Origin of the sequence: Providencia sp. PROV197, from assembly GCF_028479625.1 — a bacterium.
GTDB classification, from domain to species: domain Bacteria; phylum Pseudomonadota; class Gammaproteobacteria; order Enterobacterales; family Enterobacteriaceae; genus Providencia; species Providencia vermicola.
Window position 1 is genome coordinate 77295 of sequence record NZ_JAMPNZ010000027.1, and the last position, 24377, is coordinate 101671.

Sequence of the window (24377 nt, forward strand, 5' to 3'; positions counted from 1 at the left end):
ATCATTTTTCTTATCCAACCAGTTATCCACAAGATCCCTCGAATTTGTTCACTTGATAAAATCGCATATTAACATTATCTTGTTATTGTCTACTCAACAAACTACTACATATAGTAGTGAAGCTAAACTAAACAGCACTAGACTCATGGTATTCAACCATGAGCTTTTTTATGTTTGTGGCACACTATTTGTAGTTCAACCAAGGTGTACTTACTCATGAACCAGAGTCTGTTAGTCACAAAACGTGACGGACATAAAGAACGCATTGATCTCGATAAAATCCACAAGGTAATCACCTGGGCTGCGGAAGGCCTAAGTAACGTATCTGTTTCACAGGTGGAGTTACGTTCTCAGATTCAGTTTTATGATGGGATCAGAACATCTGATATTCACGAAACGATGATCAAAGCAGCTGCCGACTTGATTACTGGTGAAACACCAGACTATCAATACCTTGCTGCACGTCTAGCTATCTTTAACTTGCGTAAAAAAGCCTATGGCCAGTTTGAGCCGCCTGCACTCTATACGCACGTAAAACGCCTTGTTGAAATGGGCAAGTATGATAAGCATTTGCTGGAAGACTACACGCAAGCAGAGTTCGAGCAAATGGACGGTTTTATTGACCATTGGCGTGATATGAATTTCTCCTATGCAGCCGTTAAACAGCTCGAAGGAAAATATTTAGTTCAAAACCGTGTAACGGGTGAAATCTACGAAAGCGCACAGTTTTTATATATTTTAGTGGCGGCGTGTTTATTCTCCCATTACCCAAAAGAAACGCGTTTAGACTACATTCGTCGTTTCTATGATGCGGTTTCAACATTTAAAATTTCTTTGCCAACGCCAATTATGGCGGGGGTACGCACACCAACTCGTCAGTTCAGCTCTTGTGTCCTGATTGAGTGCGGTGACAGCCTTGATTCCATCAATGCGACATCAAGTGCAATTGTTAAATACGTTTCTCAACGCGCTGGAATTGGCGTAAATGCGGGCCGAATTCGCGCATTAGGTAGCCCAATACGCGGTGGTGAAGCATTCCACACAGGTTGTATCCCATTCTACAAACACTTCCAGACAGCGGTTAAATCATGCTCTCAAGGCGGTGTGCGTGGTGGTGCAGCAACATTATTCTACCCAATTTGGCATCTTGAAGTTGAAAGCCTGTTAGTCCTGAAAAATAACCGTGGTGTTGAAGGTAACCGTGTTCGTCATATGGATTACGGTGTGCAATTGAATAAATTAATGTACGAACGTTTAATTAAAAACCAAGACATTACCTTATTCAGCCCTTCTGATGTACCAGGTCTGTACGATGCATTCTTTGCTGACCAAGATGAATTCGAACGTTTGTATGTTCAATATGAACAAGATGAAACTATTCGTAAGTCCAGCGTAAAAGCCGTCGAATTGTTCTCATTAATGATGCAGGAACGTGCATCAACAGGCCGTATCTATATTCAAAACGTTGACCACTGTAATACACATAGTCCGTTTGACCCACAGGTTGCTCCCGTTCGTCAATCTAACCTATGTTTAGAAATTGCACTGCCAACTAAGCCGTTGAATAACATCAACGATGAAGAAGGCGAAATTGCATTATGTACGCTGTCTGCATTTAACTTAGGTGCAATTGATAGCCTTGATGAATTAGAAGAGTTAGCCATCTTAGCGGTGCGTGCTTTAGATGCACTACTCGACTACCAAGACTACCCAATTATTGCGGCAAAACAAGGCTCTATGGGTCGCCGTACATTAGGTATTGGTGTGATTAACTATGCCTATTACTTAGCGAAACACGGTGTACGTTACTCCGACGGTAGCGCAAATAATTTAACGCACAAAACTTTTGAAGCTATTCAATATTATCTGTTAAAAGCATCAAACGATTTGGCGAAAGAACAAGGTGCATGCCCGTGGTTCAATGAAACGACCTATTCGCAAGGTGTATTACCTATCGACACCTATAAAAAAGAGCTCGATAAGTTAACCAATGAACCACTGCATTATGATTGGGAAGCACTGCGTAAAGATATTCAGACTTATGGCCTGCGTAACTCAACGCTGTCTGCTTTGATGCCTTCTGAGACATCTTCGCAAATTTCTAATGCAACCAATGGTATTGAGCCACCACGTGGCTACATCAGTATTAAAGCGTCGAAAGACGGCATCTTGCGCCAAGTGGTGCCAGATTATGAAAACTTGAAAGGGGCTTATGAACTGTTGTGGCAAATGCCATCTATCAGCGGCTACCTACAACTCGTTGGTATTATGCAGAAGTTTATCGACCAGTCGATTTCTGCTAACACAAACTATGACCCTACTCGTTTCGAGAGTGGTAAAGTACCAATGAACCAATTACTAAAAGATTTATTGCTCGCCTATAAGTTTGGTGTAAAAACACTTTACTACCATAACACCCGCGATGGTGCGGAAGATGTTCAGGGCGATCTGGAAGAAGTTGTTGAGTCAGCGGATTCCGATTGCGAAGGCGGCGCGTGTAAAATTTAATAGGAATTGTTATGTCACATACATATACAACGTTTTCACAGAAGAAAAATGACCAAATGCAGGAGCCGATGTTTTTCGGCCAACCTGTTAATGTGGCACGCTATGATCAGCAAAAATACCCGATTTTCGAAAAGCTGATTGAAAAACAGTTATCGTTTTTCTGGCGTCCTGAAGAAGTGGATGTATCACGCGACCGTATTGACTACAATGCGCTGCCAGATCACGAAAAACACATTTTTATCAGTAATTTGAAATACCAAACGCTGCTTGACTCTATTCAGGGTCGCAGCCCTAATGTGGCATTACTGCCGCTGATTTCAATTCCTGAGTTGGAAACATGGGTAGAAACGTGGGCGTTCTCTGAAACTATTCACTCACGTTCATACACGCATATTATTCGTAATATTGTGAATGACCCAGCGATTATTTTTGACGATATCGTTGAAAATGAAGAAATTTTAAAACGTGCGAAAGATATTTCGGGTTTTTACGATGACCTCATCGAAATGACCAACTACTATCACATGTTTGGTGAAGGCACACATAATTGCAACGGGAAACAAATCACCGTTTCATTGCGCGCGCTGAAAAAGCAATTATACCTATGCTTAATGAGTGTTAACGCACTGGAAGCTATCCGCTTTTATGTGAGCTTTGCCTGTTCATTTGCGTTCGCAGAACGTGAACTCATGGAAGGCAACGCAAAAATCATCAAACTGATTGCACGTGATGAAGCGCTGCACTTAACAGGTACCCAACATATGTTGAACTTGTTACGTTCAGGACAAGATGACCCTGAAATGGCAGAAATTGCAGCAGAGTGCGAACAAGAATGTTATGACTTGTTTGTGCAGGCAGCAGAGCAAGAAAAAGAGTGGGCCGATTACCTGTTCAGTGAAGGTTCAATGATTGGTCTGAATAAAGATATTCTGTGCCAATATGTTGAGTACATCACCAATATCCGTATGCAAGCTGTTGGTCTGAAGCTGCCTTTTGAAGCACGTTCTAACCCAATTCCATGGATCAATGCATGGCTGGTGTCAGATAACGTTCAAGTGGCACCACAAGAAGTTGAAGTGAGTTCTTACTTAGTTGGTCAAATTGACTCTGAAGTCAATACTGACGACCTGAGTGACTTCGAACTGTAATTATGGCTAGCCACAAAATCACCCTGCGACTCACGCAGGGTGTTCAAGTCCCCTACCATACAGAAGTTCATTCTTGCTTATTGGAAGCGCTAGAAGATAGCCGAGTACCTGTCGAGTATCAATGCCGTGAAGGTTACTGTGGCTCATGCCGTGTAACATTGTTGCGAGGAAAAGTAGGCTATAAGCGTAAGCCTCTAGCCTTTGTACAAGAAGGTGAAATTTTACCTTGTTGTTGCCACCCGCTTTCTGATATCGAGATTGGCTAGCATTATCAGCGATTGCACAGCTCTTCTATGCAATCGCTTTTAATCTATTTGTTCTTTATTAATTCGCCCTCGCTATTATAAATAGCCATAAAGCGCTGCAAATACCCAACCAAACACACAGGATACACCAACCCCAATTAACCCGGGTAAGATAAAGCTATGGTTGATGACGAATTTACCGATACGCGTCGTTCCTGAACGGTCGAATTGAATCGCCGCAAGGTCGCTTGGGTAAGTTGGTAAAATATAGTAACCATAACATGCGGGTGCTGATGCAATAATATACGCGGGGTCAACACCAATACCTAACGCGATAGGCACAACCGCGGCCAATGCCGCTGCTTGAGAATTAACAAACTTAGATACCAGTAATAAGATGACCGCATACGCCCATGGGAAGTCTTTCACTAAAGACCCCAGTGTACTTTTAATTTCATCCATATGGGCGCCGAACATGGTTTCTGCCATCCACGCAATGCCATACACCGCCACAATCGCAATCATCCCCGAGCGGAATACTTCATTTTTCGAAATTTGCCCTGGATTGGTTTTACAGATAATGATGATGAGCGCACCCGCCAGCAACATAAACATCTGAATAACTAAAACCATCGATAACGGCTTGCCATTGACTAACGGCCTTAACTCAGAAAATGCGCCGAGTAATGCCACAACCACAATTGATGCTAAGAAAATCCACATCGCGACCCAGTTGATTTTCGGTAATTTTTTATCCAGCAATGTCACACTGCCACCATACACGTAATCATGGTTTTCAGGGACCGAAATAAATTCTTGGAATACAGGGTCTTTATCGAGATCTTTCCCTCTGAACCAACTAAAAATACCGATGGCTAAGATACCAATTAAGGTTGAAGGAATAGTAATTGCCAGTAAATCAAGGAATTCAAGAGACTTGCCATTAATAGTCACACCGTTAAGCATGGCAACTAGGGACACAACTGCAACAGAAACAGGGCTGGCGATGATCCCCATTTGTGCGCCAATACTACTTGCTGCCATTGGTCTTTCAGGACGGATATTATTTTTAATCGCCGCATCATAGATAATAGGTAAGATAGTATAAACAACATGCCCTGTACCACACAAAATGGTTAAGATACAAGTCACAAAAGGTGCCACAATAGAGATGTACTTAGGGTTTTTCCGTAGTAGTCGTTCTGCAATTTGTAGCATAACATCCAAACCACCTGATGCTTGTAACGTAGCTGATGCGGCAACAACAGCAATAATTACAAGCATAACATCAACAGGTGGTTTTCCTGGTGGTAATCCAAAACCAAATACTAAGATAACAAGACCTACCCCACCAAGAAGCCCTAATGCCATTCCCCCCTTTTTTGCCCCATAAAACAAGCAAACAAGGATAATGGCGAGTTGAATCATAAAGTCCATAGTTCCATCCTTTTATATGTATTTGCCTCCTATTATTGAGATGATTTTCAAGCATTAATTTGATTTATGATAATTTTAAAACCAATATAGTTTTATTTTTGTTGTGTTTATTTTGACCGCATCACACTATTTATCTTAAGTAACTGCGATACTAGCCAGTTCAAACAATAATTATGTAAAATCAATAAATTACACACCATTTCTTAACAAATAAGCCAAAATTAATTTACCTTTAGGTATCTTTATTCATCATTTTTCCTTTAGATAACTAACCTTGATATTGGTCGGTTATTTATTATTATTTTGCCTCTAATTAGTGTACAAATAAATTTACACCAACTGTAATTTACATTTGACACAATTCGCACAATCGCATAATCTGCATCACTTATTAATTATTCAGATTCAATTAGAGGAACTTGTGAAGAATCGTACTCTTGGCAGTGTGTTAATCGTTGCAGGAACAACAATAGGTGCAGGGATGTTGGCAATGCCACTTGCCGCTGCAGGCGTCGGTTTTACAGGCATCGTCTGTTTGCTTGTTGGGTTATGGATGTTAATGAGCTATACCTCATTATTATTAGTCGAGGTCTACCAACATAACCCTGCAAATATGGGGTTAGGTACCGTAGCAAAAAAATACCTTGGTCCAGCAGGACAAATCGTCACGGGTTTAAGCATGTTGCTACTGATGTATGCGCTAACAACCGCTTATATTGGTGGGGCTGGCGTATTGATTTCTGACAGTCTTTCATCTTGGTGGGGGATTACCATCAGTACCGAAGCGGCCATTATCGCCTTCACAATTATTGGTGGAGCTGTTGTATGTATTGGTACCCATTCGGTTGACTTTATTAACCGAATTTTATTTACCGCCAAAACAATTTTCTTAATCATCATGTTAGTTGTTATGATGCCACATGCTGAAGCGGTGAACTTAAGCACCATGCCTATTGAAAAAGGTTTAATTCTCGCCGCTGTTCCCGTTATATTCACCTCATTTGGCTTCCACGGTAGTGTTCCTAGCTTAGTTAACTATATGAATGGTGATGTGCGTAAACTGCGTATGATTTTCATTACAGGTAGCGCAATTCCATTGGTTGCATATATCCTTTGGCAGGTAGCAACACTTGGCTCAATCCCCTCAACAACATTTTTAGGTATTTTAGCACAAGAGTCTGGCTTAAATGGCTTGCTAACTGCCATTCGTGATGTGGTAGCAACACCACGGGTCAATATTGCTGTTAGCCTATTTATGGACTTAGCACTTGCGACTTCTTTCTTAGGTGTTGCTTTAGGATTATTTGACTACCTTGCTGACTTATTTAAACGCAGTAATAGCTTATTTGGTCGTATTCAAACGGGCTTATTAACCTTCGCTCCGCCATTACTTGCGGCACTGTTCTTTAGTAGCTTCGTGCAAGCCTTAACATACGCAGCTGTGGCATTATCTGTCCTTGCTTTAATTATCCCCGCCCTGCTCACTATGCGTGTTCGCAAGGTAGAAGATAAAGGTGAATACCAAGTTAAAGGTGGCATGCCTGTTTTAGCGATAGTATTACTCTGTGGTATTACTGTTATTGCTATTCAGTTCTCGATTGTTGCGGGTTTTCTACCTAACGTCGGCTAATAAATTGGTAAATTAAGCCGTAATTTGGATAACTTCAAATTGCGGTTTTTCTTTTATTTGTCATCCCCCTATATCCAATAGCTTCCCTTCACTCTTTTATAGATCATATCAATCACGACGCCTCGAATATTGGCATTTAATATTTCAGTTCTCATTAAATGCTTATTATTGAAATTTATTTCTTTAATTACGTCATATACCGTAAATAATACTGAAAAGACAACCAAGCTACCTTGATTTACTGTTAACCAGAGGTTAATAAGGAAACTAGTTGTATGAAAGGAAAAAGCGTTTCTGCCGCTCATGATGCTGCGTTTAAGGGGTTCATGACAAACATTGATAGTGCTCGTGACTTTTTTGAAATTCATTTACCCGAACATATAAAATCACTATGTGATTTTAATTCATTAGCACTGACTAACTCATCTTTTATTGATAAGCAGCTGCGCTCTCGTTTATCCGATGTTTTGTATTCAGTTCAAACTATACACGGACAAGGGTACCTTTACCTATTGGTTGAACACCAATCTACACCTGATAAATTAATGGCGTGGCGCTTAATACATTATGCTTTTTTAGCGATGAATCAGCATATGCAACAAGGAAATACAGTATTACCCCTTGTTGTACCCGTACTTTTTTATCATGGTAATCGCTCCCCCTATCCACATTCTTTATTATGGACTGATTGTTTTCCCTTTGCTGAGATTGCGAACCAGCTATATACACAACCTTTTCCTTTAGTGGATATCACCGTCATCGATGACAACGAATTAGTCAACCACCGAAAAGTTGCTGTGATGGAATTAGCCATGAAACATAAGTATTTACGTGATGAGTTTCAGCAGGTTCTTCCACTCTTGGCGCAAGCGCTCAATAGGCACTATAATAGCGATAACGATGTGGTGACCATCCTCAACTATCTGTTTATTGCGTTAGACTCAACTAACTTTGAAGAAATCGTTCAAATTTTAGAGGAACAAACGGAACAACATAAGGAAACGATCATGAATATTGCACAACGCCTACAAAATAAAGGCCGCCAAGAAGGTATTCAGCAAGGAAGAGAAGAAGGTATTCAGCAAGGAAGAGAGGAAGGTATCGCTGAAGCCAAGATCACCATGGCAATCCAGTTGCTAAAAAATGGTGTTAGCCCTGAAATCATCATGAAAAGTACAGGGCTAAGTCATGATGTTTTGGCTTCATTACAATAACGCAATGAAAATCAACATGAATATCTAAGAAATCATAAACAAAAAGATAATAATTTGATTTAAAAGTATTTAATTGCAGCAAAATCAAGACCTATGCCCCTAGATGCAAATTACACAAGCAACTAAGGGCAATATAAACTAGGTTACAACGCTAGAATGAAAGACCAGCCCCTAAATAAAGACCATCTGCAATTTTTTCATTCGACTTGTTGTGTGAGCCTTTCATTTCAATTATACGATAGCCCGCATCAATAGATAACGGTTTAAATACCGTATAACGTGCGCCCGCTTTTGCTTCAACATAAGACTTGCTACCTGAAGTCAGTGACTCTGGTGCACCATAGGCTTCACCATAAATATTCAGTGAAGGCAGAGCCTGCCAGTTTAAACCACCACCCACAGCTAATGCTGCACCACTGCTGTTATTATCAGGGGATAAATATAAACCTTTACCGCCAACATAAGCAGAAAAAGGCCCAATAGGGAGACCAAATGTAGCGCCTAAACTGCCCATTTGACCATCATGGTCACTACGCGCCCAAGAACCATTAAACGCGAGGCCTGCATTTTGATTGCCTAAACCCGCTGATAATTCAGTATAGTGTTTGCCAGCTTGTGCGCTCACAGAAACAGCTTGAGCAGAATTCATAAAAAATGGGGACATCGCCGCCACTAATAACACCACTTTGCGCATTATTTTATCCTCTTTAAATTATTACCTACGGATATTACGCGATTTACACACGTTTCTCAGCCTTAATTACTCAGATTTACGCAACCTATTCAGCCAAAAGATAATTTCATCGCACCTAAGTCAGATTTAAATTTTAAATCTGTATCTTAAAAATCCAGCTTATCTCACATTCAATCACAGTAATTGGTTATATTAATTAGATAATCATATCAATAATTACTATACTGAATCACAAGTTTATTGTAGTGGTATTTTTGTTTTATTACAAAATAATAACTTTTTAGTTAGGTTTATGTAGTCATTAAATTCAAAATCAGGAGCATTGTGATGAAGAAAAAAGGCCTTACGACTGCCTCTGGCGCACCCGTCGCCAATAATAATAATGTCATGACCGCAGGTAAACGCGGCCCAATGTTGTTACAAGATGTCTGGTTCTTAGAAAAATTAGCCCATTTTGACCGCGAAGTGATCCCTGAAAGACGTATGCACGCCAAAGGATCTGGTGCATTTGGTACATTTACCGTCACCCACGATATTACGCCTTATACCCGCGCTAAAATTTTCTCTGAAGTAGGCAAAAAAACAGAAATGTTTGCCCGTTTTTCAACTGTAGCTGGCGAGCGTGGTGCTGCTGATGCAGAGCGTGATATTCGTGGTTTTGCACTCAAGTTTTACACTGAAGAAGGCAACTGGGACATGGTGGGTAACAACACACCTGTGTTCTACTTTCGTGACCCATTAAAATTCCCTGATTTAAACCACGTCGTAAAACGCGATCCTCGCTCCAACTTACGAACAATGGAACATAAATGGGCATTTTTCTCCCAATTACCCGAGTCTTTACACCAATTAACGATCGATGCTAGTGACCGTGGTATTCCACAAAGCTACCGCCATATGCACGGTTTTGGTAGCCACACTTACAGCTTTATCAATGCCAATAATGAACGTTTCTGGGTGAAATTCCACTTCCGCTGCCAACAAGGCATCGAAAACCTTTCCGATGAACAGGCTGAACAACTCGTGGGGAAAGATAGAGAAAGTTCACAGCGCGATTTATTTGAATCGATTGAAAAAGGGGATTTCCCTCGCTGGAATTTGCAAGTACAAATAATGCCTGAAAAAGAAGCTTCAAAGGTTCCTTATAACCCATTTGACCTGACTAAGGTTTGGCCACACAAAGACTATCCATTAATTGATGTAGGATATTTTGAACTAAACCGTAATCCAGATAATTACTTTGCTGATGTTGAGCAAGCTGCATTTAGCCCTGCTAACGTAGTGCCTGGTATTGGTTTCTCACCAGACAGAATGCTTCAAGGGCGTCTCTTCTCTTACGGTGATGCTCATCGTTACCGTCTTGGTGTTAACCATCATCAAATTCCTGTGAATGCGCCACGTTGCCCATTCCATAATTATCACCGTGATGGTGCAATGCGTGTTGATGGTAATAGCGGAAATCATGTTACCTATGAGCCAAACGAAGCGGGTTTATTCCAAGAACAACCTGATTTTAGTGAACCACCATTATCTATTGAAGGTGCCGCTGACCACTGGGATCATCGTGAAGACCAAGACTATTTCAGCCAACCACGCGCATTATATGAATTATTAGATGATGCCGAACACCAACGTATGTTTAAACGTATTGCTGGTGAGCTAATTGATGCCACAGAAGCCACGCAAGTGCGCCAAATTGCGTTATTCAAACAAGTTCACCCAGAATACGGTGCAGGTGTTGAGAAAGCGTTGAATGAATTAAAGAAATAAAAATATACCACGACGGGTAATCTGCCCGTCGTATTTCGTTCCCTACCTCCCTTCTGTATTTACATTCATTAATTCAAGCGATCTACTCTCCCTACTTTAAATTTAGGTTAAGTAAAGACAAAGTGAATTGGTATTTGGATATATTAAGAAATAACTATGCAAATTTTGAAGGGCGCGCTAAACGTAAAAAGTATTGGATGTTTACATTATTCAACCCGATTATCTTTTTGGTATTGATTATATTAATCAGTATTTCAATGGATAGCTATATAGGTGAAATTGGCAGTATCGGCTATATAGCTTAGGGATTATTGTACCAAGTATCTCGGTCACCATTAAACACTTGCACGATATAGACAAATCAGGCTGGTGGTATCTTATCTCATTTGTTCCTTTCGGTGGGATTGTCTTATTTGTTTTTAGCATTCTTGGTGGTACTCCGAGTAATAATCGATTTGGTCCAGATCCAAAGGCCTAATTTTTTACTTATCAAGCCGATTCCTCGGCTTGATACTCTCTGTACAAGCAATATTGCCTACCTACAAACATTTTTATTCAGCTCATCGACCTTGAGCTAAAACCCAGCTTTTCACTTGCTGGCGAGACACTTTAATTCCCCCACTCTTTAAGCTAGGCTCTAACTGATAAAAGCGTTTCGGGTATTGATAGGGAGCAAGTTTGTCTTTTAACCAAACGGATAATTCACTGAGTGGTAAATCTGAGTCGCACTCCACCACGGCAACAGGGCGTTGACCAAATTCGGTATCATCAATGGGAATAATAAAACTTTGCGATACATTAGGGTGAGAATTAATGACTGCTTCAATATCTTCGGGTTGAACGCACTCCCCACCACTAATAAAGAGATTATCGAGGCGACCGAGTATTTGATACTCACCATCAATAAATGCGCCTTTATCATTCGTTTTAAACCAGCCATCAATACAATTTAAAGGCTTAATTTTACCGTCAAACCAATAGCCTAGAGCCTGACTCGTTGACTTAACTTGAACTTCATCAGCAACAACACGAATTTGTTTCCCTTTTAACGGTAGGCCTACACCACGTTTACCATCTGCACGCTTAGCACACACTGTCGAGGCCATTTCAGTCATACCATAGCCGCTCCAGCATGCGATACCTCGACTTTCAGCTAAATCTGTTAATGCAACAGGAATAGAGGCTCCCCCCAACAACACTTCTTTAAGGGACAGTTGGCTGTCAAACTCACCATTAAGTAAACGCCATAATTGTGTTGGCACCAATGAAGCGTGAGTCACTCCTTGCAAAGCATCTATTAGTGGCGTACTTTTTAATGCGAGCGTTCCCCCTTTAAGCAGCCAACGCCAAACAATCCCTTGCCCAGAAACATGAAAAAGCGGTAGGGAAAGTAACCAACAATCACCCTGTTGGTAGTCCATCGCATTAACGACACCATCTGCGCTACTGAGGTGCGCCTCAACGCTATGAACCGCCGCTTTAGGTAAGCCAGTTGATCCAGAGGTTAATATTAGTGTGGCTGGTTGTGTCACATGAATCTGAAAATTAACTGGTTGAAACTCATCATCACCAATAAAGTGGTAATACAGCTGATAGTCAAGATTTCGGTAATTTGAAAGTGTCTCAATATCATCAGTAAAATCAATCACGAAACTGATATCAAGATGGGGTAATAATTCCCTCAGCGTCCGTTCAGGTATCTTAGGGTTAAGAAGAAGAACACGCGCACCACAGGCAATCAGCGCCAGTTGGCTAAGTAATAACTCAACCGAGTTTTTACCCCGAAGAGCCACACATTGACCGTTCGTCACACCTTGCATTGAAAAATAGGTGACAAGATCTTTAACCTGTTGATTAAGTGAGTCCCAGGTTAGGCTCTCACAATCTGACTGTAAAGCAATTGAATTGGGTTGAAGATTGGCCCAATGCTGCCAAGGCCAATCTCTAAACTGCGTTAACTCTGCCATACAATGGTTAAGTCTTCTAACTGCTGTAATGGAATATCGCACTGCGGCCAAGGGCGGATTAACTGTGATTGAATTAAAGAAACCGTATCAAGGCCAGGGATAGTATTAGGTGTTAACCAATGCGCAACGCGAGCTAGCTGAGTTAAGCCAAAACTGCTTTCAATGGACGAGCTAATCACTGCTTGTAAGCCAAGGCGATGAGCATCTTCAACTAAAGAACGGCAATAGGCTAAGCTACCCGTAAGTGTTGGTTTAATCACAATTGCCGCAACACCCGCTTGAGCTTCCACCTTGAACCCCTCTTCTCGCACACTTTCATCCCATGCAATGTTAATGCCCGTATCAGCAGCAAATTGCAGAGACTCTTCACGCGTTTTACACGGCTCTTCTAAGAATGCGATACGATCGCGATAGTCAGGGTTAACATATTTAGCAAACCCGTCCGCTTTCGTTCGTGTCCAACTGCGATTTGCATCAAGGCGTAGTTTGAGCTCAGGCACCGCTTCTAGCAACAAATTTGCTACCATGCCATCACGCACGGCCTCATATAAGCCCACTTTAACTTTCGCAACTTTTTCGCCTTCCATCGCATCAAGGCTTAAAATTAAGTCATCAGGATCACCACTACACAGTGGTGCTTTGCGATAGTCTGCGTCTTGGGGTAATTCGCCAGTTAGCTCAGCCACAGCACAACTACATCCAAATGCCACGGAAGGAAGTGGACTATCAGAAATTTTGCCGTCTTTCACCCATTCATTCAGGCGAACAATGGTTTCAGCGGTCGCTTCTTCCAAAGTTTCTTGACTGAATTCAGGTAGAGGTGAAATTTCCCCCCAACCTTCGTTATCCCCATCTTGCAAGCACACCAAAAGCCCATCACGTGTTTTGAGGCGTTGATAACGAAGGATAACACCTGCCTCCATAGGCAGGCTGAACGAATAAATTTTGGCTTTACGCATTACGGGTTACGCTTATATTTAGAGAAGTCAGGCGCACGTTTTTCGTTGAAGGCATTACGGCCTTCTTGACCTTCATCAGTCATATAGAACAGCATCGTCGCATTACCCGCCAATTCTTGCAGGCCAGCTTGGCCATCACAGTCCGCATTTAATGCTGCTTTCAAGCAACGCAGTGCCATTGGGCTATTCTCTAACATTTCACGACACCAGCGAACGGTTTCTTTTTCTAATTCTGCGTAAGGAACGACGGTATTAACCAGCCCCATATCTAATGCTTCTTTTGCATCATATTGACGGCATAAGAACCAGATTTCACGCGCTTTTTTCTGCCCTACAATACGCGCCATGTAAGATGCACCCCAACCGCCGTCAAAAGAACCTACTTTTGGCCCTGTTTGACCAAAAATCGCGTTATCCGCCGCAATCGTTAAATCACACATCATATGTAAAACATGACCGCCACCAATGGCAAAACCAGCAACCATTGCAACGACAGGTTTTGGACAGGTGCGAATTTGGCGTTGAAAATCTAAAACGTTTAAGTGATGAGTACCACTTTCATCACGGTATCCACCGTAATCACCGCGAATTTTTTGGTCACCGCCAGCGCAAAAAGCTTTTTCACCTTCACCCGTTAAAATAATAGTACCAATGTGGTCATCATAACGTGCGTCAGATAAGGCTTGGATCATCTCTTTAACCGTTTGAGGACGAAACGCATTGCGCACTTGCGGGCGATTAATCGTAATTTTCGCGATCCCTTCGGGGGATTTATGATACAGAATATCGTCAAACCCTTCGGAGCAATCTTGCCATTCAATAGGTGCGTACAGTTTTTCTTCGCTTGGATAAATCATTCTCAAATTCCTTTAACCACAGTGTGATAAAAAATGGTGAAGTGCAGTTGCATAGCCCACAGGATTTTCTCGATGAGCATTATGCCCTGCATTTTCAATCAGCGTTAATGGCAATGTGTATTGTTGCGAAACGCTTCGAAACTTTTGATCTCGCTCTCCACAAAAATAGTGGTACGGGCAAGATAATTGATGCAAATTTGGCACTAAAAACGGCTGCTGAGATAACGATGTACTCTCAAGCATGTCCGCAATACCTTGCGGATTATTTTCTTGACGCAATTCAATCAGTTTATTTCTCTGTTCTGGTGATAAATCCGCAAAAACAGCTTGTTGGTACCAATCATTTAGTACCTTTTTTATGGACTCTGTGCGAAAACGTTGTGCCCATGCTTTATCATTCTTTTCACGGTCGCGTCTCGCCTGCATGTCATCCAACCCAACATTTCCGCCCTCTATAACCAACCCTAATAAACCTTTTGGCTGGTAAAAGCAGGCAAAATGCATAGCAAGGCGAGCTCCCAATGAATAACCTATCAAGTAATATTCATCAACATGATGATATTGCAGAAGTGCATTTAATTGCTCATCGAAGTGTTCGAAACCTTGACACGTCTCTTTCTGCGAAGCACCGTGTCCAGGCAAATTAATGGCTAGTGATCGGTAATCATTAAACTGTCTAATCACAGGAAGCCAATCATCTGCACTCCCCAACAACCCATGAAGCCAAATGAGCCAAGGACCTGATTTTTCTGGATTGTACTGTGTAGCTGTTAGCATTATAGCTCCGAGACGACGCTGAGTAGCTGTTGTAACGTTCGAGCACCCTCATCACTGTCCACAACCAACTCCACAACCAATGTACCATACTGATTATGCCAAAATTGCTGGACAGTATTCTTTAAGCTTTCCCAATCTGTCGGGGCACAATACTGCAAGCCAAACATTTTTGCTGCAGGTTCAAAGCTGACATTCTGCGGCATACAATAATAATTTTGTCTCGCGTCAGCTGGGGTTGGCAGCATAGAGAATATTTGGCCGCCATTGTTATTGACAATAACCAAAATGGTCGGCGCTGAAGGTTTTCGTAATAACGCGAGGCTATTTAAGTCATATAAAGCTGACAGATCCCCCACAATACCTAAGGTCGGTCTCGCCGTTGCACGCTGAACACCTGCCAATGTAGAAATTAATCCATCAATACCACTAGCTCCTCGATTGCTATAAACGGGATAGCTAACAGGTAGTTGTGCGAATGAATCAATTAAGCGTACGATTAAACTATTACCCACAAATAATTGTCCACGCGGAGGAAGTAGTTCTGGGAGTTGATGTGCAACTGCGGCTTCAGAAAATTGACCTGAAAGTTGTTTTTCAACACAATTTTGAGTTTTCTCAGCAAGGCTCAATAATGCTTCACACCATAAGCTGCGCGGCTGAGCGGGATGGTTATCAAGCCAGCCCTTAATCGAACAAGTCAACTTGCGGCCCCTGTGATTCGCAGGGTCTAAACGTTGTGGTATTGAGTCCACAATCCAGTACTCTTTCGGTTGGCAATTCGCTTGCCATTGCAACAAACGTTTACCTGTAATACTTGAGCCAAACTGCACCACTAATTCAGCACTCTGCAATATAGCTTGAGCACTCGGGTTTTGTAACCATAAATCACTACAAGGATAGGGCTGCCCCGTTTGAGATAACACATCACCAAGAACGGGCCAGCCCAACTCTTGAGCCCACAGGGCAACTAATTCGCCTTCAGTAGCATTCATTCGCCCTGCGATGACAACACCCTTTTTCTGACGCCAAAAATACCAATCCGCCACGAGTGCAACCGTATGTGTTAACGGCTCACTTAACCATGGGTGGTTTGAGTTCCACCAATCACCTAATGTTTGCTGCCATTCATACTCCCCCTCATTTTCGCCATAGAGGGGTTCAGCAAATGGGCAGTTAATATGAAAAGCACCATGATGGAGTTGGTTCATGCCGTTATCAACAGCAGTCACCAGCCATTTAGCGGAAATATCTCTCGTTGGACGAGGCAGCATCAATGACTGAGTCGGATGCGAAGCAAATATATGGGTTTGGCGAATAGCTTGATTTGCACCACAATCAATCAGTTCAGGAGGACGGTCAGCTGTCAAAAAAATAACGTTTTCACCCGTTAACCCAGCTTCTATCAATGAAGGATACAAATTAGCCACCGCAGTACCTGAAGTCACTATCACGCCGACAGGCTCACCGCTTGCCTTAGCCAGTCCGAGCGCAAGATGACCTAAGCCACGCTCATCAAAATGCGTATGGCAATGCAATTTTGGATTGTTACTTGCCGCTAACGTTAAAGGCGTCGAACGGGAGCCTGGCGCGATACAAATGTGTTTCATACCATGACGGCTAAGTGCTTCAATGATCACTTCAGCCCAACGGATATTAAATGCAGAATTCGACATAATATGCTCAGCAAATTATTAATTATCAATCAGTTTAGACTGATAGAAAAAAGTTTCTTGATCTCAGAACAATTTTTGATGAACTAATTGAAAATAAAAAGGAATAACCTTTTTTATTCTAAGGTTTTTAGCCATTACCAAACAACGATTTTAAACCCGCTGCTTTATTTTCAATTTCTTCCCACTCTTGTTCAGGAGCTGAATCTCTCACTATGCCAGCGCCTGAGTATAATGAAACTTGCGAACCATTAATTTGCCCACAGCGCAAAGAAACGGCAAACTCGCTTTTATTTAAGCTAATAAATCCGCCTGTTCCCGCATACCAGCCACGAGAAAAAGGTTCATTCTTTGCAAGAAATTGCCTTGCTGCCTGTCGTGGTAAGCCACATACAGCGGCTGTTGGCTGAAGTCGTTGCAAACAATCGCTGTCTGAAGGCTCAATCAGCGTTGCCACGATAGAACGATATAAATGTTGAATTTTTCTCAAGCGGATCACTTTCGCCGATGAAACATCTACTCCCGTAACAGCCCCTTGCAATTGTTGGCAAATATCATCCACGACAACTAAATTCTCGTGTTGATTTTTTTTGTCTTCCATTAACCATTTTGCTTGTTCCGCCGCAATGTTATCATCAGGATCATTCGCCACTGTACCAGCTAGAGCCTCTGAATTAAGCTGTGTCCCCTGCCTCAGATATAAACGTTCTGGCGTCGAAGAAATAAAGCCCGAATGTTTGTCAAACGCCATCATAAAATGGTAACAATAGTGGTTAACTTGTTGACTGGCAGATAAAAGCTCCGCGACTGAAATCGCATTTGATAGTGTGAGTTGGGTCTCCCGCGCCATAACCACTTTTTCCATCTTACCTGCTTTCATATCGCTAATGGCGCAATTTAATAAACGGCACCATTCATCATGGCAAGGAATATGTTTTTGCTCAGTAATCGACGCAGAAAGCGTTAGTGAGACATCTGGTGCCGCTGTCAGTTGCGAAAGAAATAAAATTGCAGCCTGAATGTCATCTTTTCCATCAATATTCAAGTTCACATTAATTGTTGAGCGCAGCCGATGAATCTCTAAACGCGGGAGAAAACAATATGTTGCTTGCTGTTTTTCTTCATCTGTGAGGCCATCCCCCACTGCATTCCAACCATTTAAGCCCCACAAACGCAAATCAGGTATCTGTGGGTTTTGGGATAAGAAATATTCGGCATCCTCAATAGAGCAAAAGGATTTAACACGTCCCAACGCACTGCATTCCTCTGCACCTGTACGTTGATACCAATAAAATTGCGGGTAACAAGCTTGCGAAGATAACCATGCTAAACCAGGAAAAATGGTTTGCTCGTCAAGTTGCCAAACAAGTCGTACGTATTCTTTGTTTCCCAGTGCCAATGTAGACAAGTGTTCCAGAATTTCAGCTATTACATTATCAATTTTTTTATTTATCACTTTAGATCCCTACTGCCACAGCACATAGATTTACACCAATTATTATATAGCGCAATGTAATGCATTAATACATTGATTAATTATTGTATCTATAACTAGTCTCCCACAAGCACGCCTTTACTTATTCACAAAGACCAGCCAAAGCTGAGATTCGATGCTCTGCTTGCATCTAGTATAGTTTATTCTAACAATTATATAATGACATATTCATTTAATTAATTGATATTTTGTGGCTTTATCACTGTTCTTGGGATTACATTACCGATTTATTGGCCAATCAACTGCTTTACATCATCGATGCCAAGGATTAAATGGGGAGCGGACATTAATTCGTATAAAATATACTCGATTCTATTTATCGTATTTCATTATGAAACATATCTTTAATATCAATTGAACACGGAAAGTACAATACCTTATCTTATGGTACGATACTTTCTCCCTATCCTCTTTCCATATAAGATTATTTTTATAAAATTAATCTTTCTATTAATTAAGCTAATTTTATAAATACAAATTTTTACTATTGTGATACGCACATTGAGTTATTTTTTAGCGATGATTTTCATTTTTTAGTATCAACCCCCGTCATCACTTTCTAGTAGGTTATTCAATATAAAGCGCTCACCTTATGCTTTACCAATGATTAATTTCCATTGAATAGAACTAATTCAGACACCTACTGTACATACGTCTCCAAACAATGAATCAAGTTAAAAATTCATTACTCATTAACTTAATAAATCTGGAATTCATAATGTATATTCAAGAAAACTATGACCGAATTATTGAAAAAGAAAATATAGGAAATGCAACATTAGCATTGTTAACTAACCAAGATACGCTTTCTGCGCGTTCCGCAGGTATATTTACCTTAGATGATTTAGTCAATATTCATAAACATGTTCGTTTCGCACTTTCTCTTCCTTTACGAGAAATAGATATTTTGAAATGGTTTGGTATCAATAGTTCAACAGAACTACCAATTAACCATCATGATTTAACAAGTGCAATTATTGATATTCGAAATCATGCAAATAGTTGGGATAACGTAGAACAACAAGTTAAAGAACAATCTGTTAATTTATCACTGACAAGTCGCAATATAACACAAACAGGAAATCAGATAATTGAATATATTAACCACATGCCTATTTTGCAAAGAATATCCGATAGTCTAGATGATTTAACCACAAATGACTTAGATAAAATAACCTATCAAAATGATGACCAACAAATTGCTACTGAGCTTGTTAGCATTTTAAATATAATTAAAAATGACATTAAGCAGCAATCAATAAAGACAATAAAAATTAAAAATACAGTATCAGATTTTAGAGCTTACATTACAGGCGGATACCTCTCAAATTTTGAGCATGTTGAATCACTTTTATTTAATATAAAAGGTATTTATCAGCAACTCGAACCGACCAATCAAGATAGCACCGAATCTTTTTTGAAAGAAATGATTGAATTTAAAAAGCAAGATATTATGCAACTAGAACAAGAATATTCTCACTTTATTAAATTATGTTTTACTGGATTAGCTGGCGGAATTATTGGCCTAGTCATTACCAGCAGCATTTTTGGACCTAAAGCCGATTTGATAAGAACCAGAAAAAATGAACTACTGAAAGAAATTGCCGAAATAAACACCAAGATAAACAATGAAAAATTAATTCAAAAAACAATTTTCGATATCCAACTTAACTTACATAAACTTGAGGGACTATTTAAAGATGCTAGATTAGCGATTGACCACCTTGACTATATGTGGCTAGTTATTTTAACAGAAATAAAACAGTCAATTGATATTTTTCAGCGAATAAACAATGCAGACAAGCTCATTCGATTTATTGCCCAGTTCAAGAAAATTATTATGTCTTGGAGTTCAATTCAAGATTACTCAGTTCATTTAATTACATTATTTGATGAGCTACAAAAAAATAACACATCATCTCAATAAAAGGCATTAATATGCATGACAACCTTGATTTACCAATGTTACCCCCTATTGATATTTATCAGTTAAGATGTATTTCAAATAATATCGTTGCATTTAATAAAAGCATCATGAGTTATGATTATATTATTTACGGACGAATTCAAAAAATCGCAATTAAAACAGAGCGTCTCAATGAGTTGATCCGGAATTCGATTCCAATATTACGCATCAAAATTAATTATATAATAGACAATGAGTTAAATAACCCCCAAAGCTCAACAACCAGCGAAGATAGCTATTCAGATATTAAAAAACAACTTCTAACCGCCAATTTTATTGATGATTTAATGGATGCAAAGTTAGAATTAGAAAAACTTATTTCAAAAATACGCTACACAAATGAATCACTACTGATCTTTCACCTTAACGAACCTAATAAGTTAAAACTAACCCAGTACACTAGCCAAAAAGAAATCCTTTTGACATCCAAGCACAGTATGCAAGCTAAAATAAATGATTTACACAAGAATTATTCTATTATTATGGCTGCTGAAGATATTGTTTTGCGAGCAAAGCTAACTGATTTTTTTGATAAGTATTTTAAAGGGAAAGAGTTAATTGACGCTCTAAACATCCCCCCAAACAAAAAAGATATTTTAAAATCAGCAATTAGTTATATTAGAAACCTGCTAACAATGGTAGATGATGGCCTTGAATTTGCTAAATTAGTTGATGTTAGATTGTACTTAAATGACCAAATTATTGAGCACAAAGAAGAACTTAATACCATTGATACGAATATTTTTAGACTCACACAACTAATGTCTCTTTCCAATGAAGTTACTGCCATCGATTTACATAAACAAACCATTATCCACCAAGTTGGATTACTCAAAAATTACTGGGAGTCATGGTGTCAATATATTAGTGAAAAGATATCAGAACAACCCCTTAACTTAGTACAAATCAATACGGCAAGCCAAATGCTGATGACTTATTTGAATGATGTGGAATATCAATACCAACGCCAGCTACCCGATTAAAAAAAAACCGGTTACTTTGCAGTAACCGGCTTCATATTACTTAGACTGTATTCATTAACCAACGATTGCTACAGCTAATGCTGAAATATCAATAAGCGGTTGTGGCCAAACACCGAAGACAATGGCTGCAATTGCACAGACAGCTGCAAAAACCGTACCCAGAGTTGCTTTTTCAGGGCCAGTATAACGTTCAGCATGTTCTGCATCACGACTGTACAGGCTTGCCATAAAGCGCAGGTAATAGTACAAACCGATTGCACTACCGACCACAACAGCACCTGTTAACCACCACAGTTCGGCATTTACCGCTGAAACAATCACATAGAATTTACCGATAAACCCTAATGTAATAGGAATACCTGCTAAGGATAACAGTGCGACTGTCATCACAGTTGCAAGCACAGGCTTGTGCCAGAACAACCCACGAAATGCGCTGAAATCGTCTTGATCATCACCACGATAAGGGCTAGAAACGATACTGATCACGCCAAATGCGCCCAAACTTGCAAACAAGTAACCGACTAAATAAATTGCAATCGTTACTTGTGAAGCAACAGGGTCAATACGCAGGGCAACCAGTGCCACTAACAGATAACCCATATGGGAGATAGAGGAGTAACCCAGTAAACGTTTTGCGCTTTTTTGTGTGATAGCCAGTAAGTTACCAAACAGAATAGACGCAATTGCAATCACTGAAATAACAATTGTCAGTGTGTCGCTACTGGTAATTGGCGCTTCCATAAAGATACGCACTAGCACGGCAAAGATAGCAATTTTACTGCCCGTTGCTAGGAAAGCTGAAACTGGTGCTGGCGCGCCTTGGTAAACGTCTGGTGTCCACAATTGGAATGGAAACAGTGACAGTTTAAAACCAAAGCCAACAATCAGCATACCGAAACCAATCATCACTAATGGTGCGTGAATTTGGCTATCAGAAAGGCTTTGACCAACCGCAGCAAAACTTAAGCTGCCAGATTCTGCGTACAGCAACGCAATACCAAATAACAGGAACGAAGAGGCTGCTGCAGATAACAGCATGTACTTAATCCCTGCTTCCAGTGTACGTTTACGTTCGAAGGTATACGCCACTAAACCAAACAGCGGTAATGAAATCAGCTCGATACCGATAAACATTGATGCCATATGATTTGACATGGATAACAGCACACCACCTGCGACGGCAATTGCGACTAACAGATGGAATTCATCTCTGTTATCACCAAAGCCTTCTAACCAGTGGTAAGCGAAGATACTGGTGCCGATACCTGCGATCAGGACAAGCGCACTATAGAACAGCGCAAAGCCATCAACACGGATAAGCGAAGTCACATCCATTAGGTAGCCGTCGGCTACCCAAATGAGTGAAAGCAACGCAATGATAAAACCCGATACTGTCAGCGCGGCACTAGTCAGGTGATCGCGTCGCCACGCAATGGACAGCATCACAACCACCGCCGTCAACCCGACGATCATCAGTGGTAGTATTGCGATCAGTTCTTGAGGAGTTATTGTCATGGCGAATTACAGCCCTAATGTTGTTAGTGAAGCAGAATACAGGTTATGCAATGTTTCCATTGAACCAACTGATGTATCTAAAATTGGTTGTGGATAGAAACCGATAATAACCAGTAAAGCAGCCAGAGCCAGTAGCACACCGAATTCACGCGCCGTTAACCCTTTCATTTCTTTTTCTGATTTTGGTGTACCGTAGTAAGTTTGCTGCATCATCCACAGTGAGTAGATAGAAGCAAACACCACACCAAATACCATAATGCAGGTCACTAATGTGAATTGGCTGAAGCTACCGAATAGGATCATGAATTCGCCAATGAAGTTACCTGTACCTGGCATTCCTAGCGTTGCCGCAGCAAAGAACAGGGACATTCCTGGTAACCATTTAATGCGTTTCCACAATCCACCCATCATGCGCATATCACGCGTTTGCGTACGCTCATACAGTTGGCCACTGATGATAATCAGCGCTGCACCTGACAGACCGTTGGTGATCATTTGGATTACAGCACCTTGGTACGCCAACACTGAGCTTGCATAAATCGCCACGGTCACAAACCCCATATGGGATAAGCTACTGTATGCCGCCAGACGTTTAATGTCGGTTTGTTTGAACGCTAACCATGCACCATAGAAGATACTGACCACACCCAGAGTCATTGCCACTGGCGTGAACTGGATAGACGCTTCTGGGAACAGAGGCAAAGTAAAACGTAACAGACCATACGCAGCGGTTTTTAGCATAATACCCGAGATATCTACCGAACCTGCGGTTGGTGATTGCTCTTGGGTATCCGCCATCCAACCATGGAATGGTACCAGAGGCATTTTAACAGCGAAGGCAATAAAGAAGCCTAACATCAACATGAATGCGACGCTGCTAGACATTTGCGTGCCTAATAACTGGTCGTAATCAAATGTTAAGGTACCCGTTGAGTTGAAGTGTGCCAGTGCCAATCCAATGATGGACACTAACATAATCAAACCACTTGCCTGCGTATAGATAAAGAACTTGGTCGCGGCTTTAATGTGTTGTCTGTTTTCTGACCCTTTGTGTCCCCAGTTTGCAATCAGGAAGTACATTGGGATCAGCATCATCTCCCAGAAGAAGAAGAACAAGAACAGGTCAACCGCCGTGAAAATCCCCATCACCCCTGTGATAATCCACAAAAGGTTAAAGTGATACGCACCTTGGTTCTTTTGGTTTTCACTCCATGAGCTCAGAATCGAGAACGCCCCCATGATAGCCGTCAAAACGACCATCAACAGTGATAAACCGTCAATCGCTAAGTGAATGTTGATTCCCAGTGCAGGGATCCACGACATGAAAAACTCGGATTGCCATAGTGGAACGCCTTGTGGGTTAGCCAGAGAGTAGCTCCCTTGTAACCACAATTGCACGGAAATAATAAGTGTTAATCCCATCGTCGCCAGCGCAATCCAACGTGGAGCGCGGTGACTGAACCGGTCAGCCTGCCAACTTAGCAGGCCACCGATGAAGGGAATAAGTATTAGCCAGGGTAGTAGCATGGCGCAATGTGTCCC

Annotated in this window: 20 protein-coding genes; 10 read left to right on the forward strand and 10 right to left on the reverse strand. The window is 41.0% G+C overall.

Annotated features, from left to right (window positions below; translation table 11 throughout):
- Positions 1–216: 216 nt before the first annotated feature.
- From nrdA to yfaE, 3 genes are read left to right on the forward strand one after another with little or no spacing between them, the layout of a single operon-like run.
- A complete protein-coding gene (gene nrdA, locus PR808_RS15880) occupies positions 217–2508 on the forward strand; it encodes a class 1a ribonucleoside-diphosphate reductase subunit alpha (protein WP_206082326.1) in 2292 nt (763 codons plus the stop codon).
- 11 nt (positions 2509–2519) lie between these two features.
- Positions 2520–3656 carry a class Ia ribonucleoside-diphosphate reductase subunit beta gene (nrdB, locus tag PR808_RS15885; RefSeq protein WP_225818901.1) on the forward strand — a complete coding sequence of 379 codons (1137 nt, stop codon included), beginning with the start codon at positions 2520–2522 and terminating at the stop codon, positions 3654–3656.
- Between the two features lie 2 nt (positions 3657–3658).
- Entirely contained in the window at positions 3659–3922 is a 264-nt protein-coding gene (gene yfaE, locus PR808_RS15890) for a class I ribonucleotide reductase maintenance protein YfaE (RefSeq protein ID WP_206082328.1), read from the forward strand.
- Between the two features lie 75 nt (positions 3923–3997).
- Here yfaE and PR808_RS15895 read toward each other — a convergent pair whose 3' ends face one another.
- On the reverse strand, positions 3998–5338 hold the full coding sequence (locus PR808_RS15895) for an anaerobic C4-dicarboxylate transporter (protein ID WP_206082329.1): 1341 nt from the start codon (positions 5336–5338) through the stop codon (positions 3998–4000).
- 421 nt (positions 5339–5759) lie between these two features.
- On the opposite strand from PR808_RS15895, the gene tyrP reads away from it, so the two are divergent.
- Positions 5760–6968 carry a tyrosine transporter TyrP gene (gene tyrP / locus PR808_RS15900; protein ID WP_404462827.1) on the forward strand — a complete coding sequence of 403 codons (1209 nt, stop codon included), beginning with the start codon at positions 5760–5762 and terminating at the stop codon, positions 6966–6968.
- A 275-nt stretch (positions 6969–7243) separates the two neighbouring features.
- Entirely contained in the window at positions 7244–8182 is a 939-nt protein-coding gene (locus PR808_RS15905; protein ID WP_272539636.1) for an Rpn family recombination-promoting nuclease/putative transposase, read from the forward strand.
- 151 nt (positions 8183–8333) lie between these two features.
- On the opposite strand, the gene PR808_RS15910 is transcribed toward PR808_RS15905, so the two are convergent.
- The gene (locus PR808_RS15910) at positions 8334–8876 is read right to left on the reverse strand and encodes a YfaZ family outer membrane protein (RefSeq protein ID WP_206082332.1); all 543 of its coding nucleotides are present in this window, start codon (positions 8874–8876) and stop codon (positions 8334–8336) included.
- 327 nt (positions 8877–9203) lie between these two features.
- On the opposite strand from PR808_RS15910, the gene PR808_RS15915 reads away from it, so the two are divergent.
- From PR808_RS15915 to PR808_RS15925, 3 genes are all read left to right on the forward strand, one after another.
- Complete coding sequence (locus PR808_RS15915) at positions 9204–10646, forward strand: catalase (RefSeq protein WP_206082333.1); 1443 nt, start codon at positions 9204–9206, stop codon at positions 10644–10646.
- Positions 10647–10843: 197 nt separating this feature from the next.
- Positions 10844–10951 carry a hypothetical protein gene (locus PR808_RS15920; protein ID WP_272539648.1) on the forward strand — a complete coding sequence of 36 codons (108 nt, stop codon included), beginning with the start codon at positions 10844–10846 and terminating at the stop codon, positions 10949–10951.
- A 38-nt stretch (positions 10952–10989) separates the two neighbouring features.
- Positions 10990–11124 carry a DUF805 domain-containing protein gene (locus PR808_RS15925; protein ID WP_272539637.1) on the forward strand — a complete coding sequence of 45 codons (135 nt, stop codon included), beginning with the start codon at positions 10990–10992 and terminating at the stop codon, positions 11122–11124.
- Positions 11125–11206: 82 nt separating this feature from the next.
- Here PR808_RS15925 and menE read toward each other — a convergent pair whose 3' ends face one another.
- The 6 genes from menE to PR808_RS15955 all read right to left on the reverse strand — a co-directional run bounded on the left by menE (position 11207) and on the right by PR808_RS15955 (position 18332).
- Positions 11207–12613 (reverse strand): o-succinylbenzoate--CoA ligase, encoded by a 1407-nt coding sequence (gene menE / locus PR808_RS15930; protein ID WP_272539638.1) that lies wholly within the window; start codon positions 12611–12613, stop codon positions 11207–11209.
- Positions 12601–13572, reverse strand: coding sequence for an o-succinylbenzoate synthase (menC, locus tag PR808_RS15935; protein ID WP_206082335.1), 972 nt, complete (start codon positions 13570–13572; stop codon positions 12601–12603). The genes menE and menC overlap by 13 nt, the downstream gene beginning before the upstream one ends.
- The gene (menB, locus tag PR808_RS15940; RefSeq protein ID WP_206082336.1) at positions 13572–14429 is read right to left on the reverse strand and encodes a 1,4-dihydroxy-2-naphthoyl-CoA synthase; all 858 of its coding nucleotides are present in this window, start codon (positions 14427–14429) and stop codon (positions 13572–13574) included. Before menB ends, menC begins: the two co-directional genes overlap by 1 nt.
- A 12-nt stretch (positions 14430–14441) precedes the next feature.
- Complete coding sequence (menH, locus tag PR808_RS15945) at positions 14442–15206, reverse strand: 2-succinyl-6-hydroxy-2,4-cyclohexadiene-1-carboxylate synthase (protein WP_272539639.1); 765 nt, start codon at positions 15204–15206, stop codon at positions 14442–14444.
- Positions 15206–16879, reverse strand: coding sequence for a 2-succinyl-5-enolpyruvyl-6-hydroxy-3-cyclohexene-1-carboxylic-acid synthase (gene menD, locus PR808_RS15950; RefSeq protein ID WP_206082338.1), 1674 nt, complete (start codon positions 16877–16879; stop codon positions 15206–15208). Before menD ends, menH begins: the two co-directional genes overlap by 1 nt.
- A 127-nt stretch (positions 16880–17006) precedes the next feature.
- Positions 17007–18332 carry an isochorismate synthase gene (locus PR808_RS15955; RefSeq protein ID WP_272539640.1) on the reverse strand — a complete coding sequence of 442 codons (1326 nt, stop codon included), beginning with the start codon at positions 18330–18332 and terminating at the stop codon, positions 17007–17009.
- Positions 18333–19089: 757 nt separating this feature from the next.
- Between PR808_RS15955 and PR808_RS15960 the strand changes: the two genes are divergently transcribed.
- Both PR808_RS15960 and PR808_RS15965 read left to right on the forward strand, forming a co-directional pair.
- Complete coding sequence (locus PR808_RS15960; protein WP_272539641.1) at positions 19090–20298, forward strand: alpha-xenorhabdolysin family binary toxin subunit A; 1209 nt, start codon at positions 19090–19092, stop codon at positions 20296–20298.
- Between the two features lie 11 nt (positions 20299–20309).
- Positions 20310–21320 (forward strand): alpha-xenorhabdolysin family binary toxin subunit B, encoded by a 1011-nt coding sequence (locus tag PR808_RS15965; RefSeq protein WP_272539642.1) that lies wholly within the window; start codon positions 20310–20312, stop codon positions 21318–21320.
- A gap of 54 nt (positions 21321–21374) precedes the next feature.
- Here PR808_RS15965 and nuoN read toward each other — a convergent pair whose 3' ends face one another.
- Both nuoN and nuoM read right to left on the reverse strand, forming a co-directional pair.
- Positions 21375–22835 carry an NADH-quinone oxidoreductase subunit NuoN gene (gene nuoN / locus PR808_RS15970; RefSeq protein WP_206082342.1) on the reverse strand — a complete coding sequence of 487 codons (1461 nt, stop codon included), beginning with the start codon at positions 22833–22835 and terminating at the stop codon, positions 21375–21377.
- Between the two features lie 6 nt (positions 22836–22841).
- The gene (gene nuoM / locus PR808_RS15975) at positions 22842–24362 is read right to left on the reverse strand and encodes an NADH-quinone oxidoreductase subunit M (RefSeq protein WP_206082343.1); all 1521 of its coding nucleotides are present in this window, start codon (positions 24360–24362) and stop codon (positions 22842–22844) included.
- Between the last annotated feature and the right edge of the window lie 15 nt (positions 24363–24377).